Here is a 3820-nt window from a genome sequence, read left to right on the forward strand (position 1 = left end):
ACCTCACGAAGGTTCACGCACGGGGCCTCGGACAGTAAGGGGACCGACGTGCTTTATACCCGGGCCACCTGGCGTTGTCCAGTGTTGCGGACAACCGCCGGTTGCAACAGAGAGTCCTGGCTAGAACGGTTCCGCCCTGAGGCCGCGACGCCGCCGCCCCCCGCGGGCGCCGACACCGCGCGGGCTATTGGCGCGCCTGCCCGCCCATGCTACCGTTTCAGGGAGACGCGTCCACAACCCTTAAACCACACCCCTAGCACGGAGCCACCGGGAGCCCATGCGGCAATTCCGTACCCTCGGCATTATCGGCAAACAGAACGGTACGCCGGAGGTTGAATCCATCCTGCGCCGGCTGATCGAGTACCTGCGCCTGCGCTCCTGCCAATACCTGCTCGACAGCGAAAGCGCCCGCGGGCTCGGCCTCAAACCCGAGGACGCCGTCCCGGTGGCGGTGTTGGGGGCGCGCTGCGACCTGGTGGTGGTAGTCGGGGGTGACGGCACCCTGCTGCACGCCGCCCGCGCGCTGGCCGGCAGCCGGGTGCCGCTCGTGGGCATCAACGTCGGTCGGCTCGGCTTCCTGGTGGACGTATCCCCGGCGGAGATGGAACCCGTGCTGGACGCCATCCTGGAGGGCGAGTTCGACGCCGACTATCGGGCACTGCTCACCGCCTCGGTCATCGGCGATCCGGCGGAGGGGCGTGCCTATGCCGCCCTGAACGATGTCGTGATCCACAAATGGAACACGGCACGCATGATCCATTTCGAGGTCTCGATCGACGGGGTCTTCGTCAGTGCCCAACGCTCGGACGGACTGATCATCAGCACCCCGACCGGTTCCACCGCCTACGCGCTCTCCGGCGGCGGCCCCCTGGTGGACCCGGCCCTCGACGCCATCCTGCTGGTCCCGATCTGCCCCCATGACCTGAGCAACCGCCCCCTGGTGGTGCCGGGCGCCAGCCGCATCGAGGTCCGGGTCTGCGGCCATGACCATGGGCAGGCACGCATCACCTGCGATGGTCAGACCGCGGTGCCGCTGCCGCGCGAATCCCTGGTACGCGTCGCCCGCCACCCGGACAACGCCTGTCTGCTCCACCCGAAAGGCCACAACCACTACCAGATCCTCCGCGCCAAATTGGGCTGGGGCGGACACACCCACGCCGACACGCCATGCTGACGCATATCCTCATCCAAGACCTGGCGATCGTCAGCCGCCTGGAGCTCGACTGTGCCGGCGGCCTCACCGCCCTCACCGGCGAGACCGGGGCCGGCAAGTCCATCCTGGTCGATGCCTTGGGGCTCGCCCTGGGGGACAAGGCCGACGCCACCGCCATCCGCGCCGGTCAGGAGCGCGCCGAGGTGGTGGCCAGCTTCGATCTGACCCACTGCGGCGGCGCCCGCGACTGGCTCGCCGCACAGGCCCTGGACGATGGGGACGACTGCATCGTGCGACGGCTCATCGTGCGCACCGGCCGCTCCCGCGCCTTCGTCAACGGCCGAGCGGCCAGCGGCTCCCAGCTCAAGGAGTTGGGCGACCTGCTGGTGGACATCCACGGCCAGCACGCCCACCAATCGCTGCTGCGCCCCAATGACCAGCGCGCCCTGCTGGACGCCTACGGCGGCCATACGACCCTGGCCGCCGCGGTCGCAACGGCCTTTCGCGACTACCGCGGCCTGGACCGGCGGCTCACGGAACTGGAAACGGCCCGGACCGAGCGCGCCGAGCGCCTGGACCTGCTGCGCTTCCAGGTGGAGGAACTCGCCGCGCTGGCCCTGCGGCCCGACGAACTCAGCACCCTCGACCAGGAACAGCGGCGCCTGAGCAATCTGGGACGACTGCAAGAGACCGCGGCCCGGGTACTCGTGCAACTGGCCGAGTCCGAGCCCGCCATTGAGGACCAGTTGCGTACCGCCGGGGTGGAGCTGGCTGAATTGGCGGCCATCGACCCAGCGCTTGCCGAACCCCGGGAGTTGCTCGAAACCGCCGCGATCCACGCCCACGAGGCGGCCTCGGCGCTGCGCCACTACCTGGACGGACTCGACCTGGACCCGGCCGCCCTGGCAACCGTGGATGCCCGCCTCGCCCAGGTCCACGACCTGGCCCGCAAATACCGCTGCATCCCCGGCCAGTTGACGGCGTTGCTCGACACCCGCCAAGCGGAACTGCGTGCCCTGGAAACGGCCGATCAGAGCCTGGAGGAACTGCACACCCGCCGCGATGCCGCCTGGGACCTGTTCGGCACCCAGGCCGCAGCACTCACCGCGGCCCGCGCGGCCGCCGCCGCCCGGCTCGGCGAGACCGTCACGGCGGCCATGCAACAGCTCGGCATGGCCGGCGGGCACTTCGCCATCCAACTGGAACCCTTCCCGCCGGAGGCCGCCGGGGCCGGCGGCTTTGAGCGCGTGGAGTTCATGGTGAGCGCCAACCCAGGTCAGCCGCTGCAACCCCTGGCGCGGGTCGCCTCCGGGGGTGAGTTATCCCGCATCAGCCTCGGCATCCAGGTCGCCACCGCGCAGGTCGGCGCCGTCCCCACCCTGGTCTTCGACGAGGTCGACGTCGGCATCGGCGGCGGGGTCGCCGAGATCGTCGGGCGGCAACTGCGCCGCCTGGGCGCCGCCCGCCAGGTGCTCTGTGTCACCCACCTGCCCCAGGTCGCCGCCCAGGCCCATCAGCAACTGCGGGTGCGTAAAGAGACCCTGGACGGCGCCACCCACACCCGGGTGGAGCCCTTGGACGCGGCGAGTCGGGAGGATGAGATCGCCCGCATGTTGGGTGGCACCGAGATCACGCAGCGCACGCGCGACCACGCCGCCGAGATGCTGTCCAACGCGGCAGCGCAGACCGCGCCGGGGGGAAGGGTCAAGCGTCGGCCCTGACCGATCGACTAACGGCAAGCGCTTTTTTCAGCACTAACGGCCAGGTTAACAATCAACGTCAGTGCGGTTTCTTATGAAGCGAACATGGCAAATATGAAAGGTCCGATCCGTCCGGACAGTGGCCGTGCGGTTGCTCCCGTGGAACCGGACATGGACTTCCCGGCGAAGAGCGGTAGGAGCCGTCGGGGCAGTAGTCGCGTTGCGGCTCCGGTGAGGACGGCGGCGGCGATGGCGACTGAGCCGCAGCGACTCTTGGTACCCTACGCGGAACGTGCGCCGCCTCAACCTCTCGCCAGTACTGTTCGATCATGGCCGCGCGGGCCGCTCCCGCCCCAAATTCAGGAATGCCGCTTAAGAAGTTCTCGATTTGTTCCTGTGGCATACCTTCTTGTTCCGGTCGCATCCCTTCTCCATAGCACGGCAGCGCGAACAACGACCCGGCCAGACAAGCAACGACACATCGACTTGTGTTCATGAGACCTCCAAACAGCAATGCCCCAAGTGCGACCCCGCCCCGCGTTTGCAAGACAGGCACCGACGCCCACCTTTTCCTAACCGCGGGCAAGTTTATCACAAATGACTGAAGCCGCTCGACACCCGCCAGGCCGAACGACGGGCCATCAAGGTCACTCATCATTCGAGTGCCCAAACAGATTCATCCAGCGCGCCCCGATTTCGCCCCCCGCGCTTGGCTTCATACAGGGCCTGGTCGGCGCGCCCCAATAGCCCATCCAATGACACCGGCTCCGGCGTCACCCACGCACTACCCACGCGCTGGTTGGAACGGCGGCGCCCTCGTCGCGCACCCTGTCAACCCAAAGTAGAAATGTCCCCTATTCCGCAAAGTAGAGATGTCCCCTGTTGGCGGGGGCAGGGGGCGAGATGCAGGGGAGGGGCCGCCGGGTCGGCGGGCCAGACGTAGGGAGCCCGTAGGGCGACCGGAGTC

The 3820-nt window shown here is 68.4% G+C and carries 2 protein-coding genes; both read left to right on the forward strand.

The genetic code is table 11. The annotated features are described in order from the left end of the window. Positions 1 to 277 precede the first annotated feature (277 nt). Positions 278 to 1174 carry an NAD(+) kinase gene (locus QZX93_RS08455; RefSeq protein WP_295393035.1) on the forward strand — a complete coding sequence of 299 codons (897 nt, stop codon included), beginning with the start codon at positions 278 to 280 and terminating at the stop codon, positions 1172 to 1174. After that, entirely contained in the window at positions 1168 to 2874 is a 1707-nt protein-coding gene (gene recN, locus QZX93_RS08460; protein ID WP_295393036.1) for a DNA repair protein RecN, read from the forward strand. Before QZX93_RS08455 ends, recN begins: the two co-directional genes overlap by 7 nt. Positions 2875 to 3820 lie beyond the last annotated feature (946 nt).

The sequence above is a fragment of the uncultured Thiodictyon sp. genome (genome assembly GCF_903946935.1).
Classification (GTDB): domain Bacteria; phylum Pseudomonadota; class Gammaproteobacteria; order Chromatiales; family Chromatiaceae; genus Thiodictyon.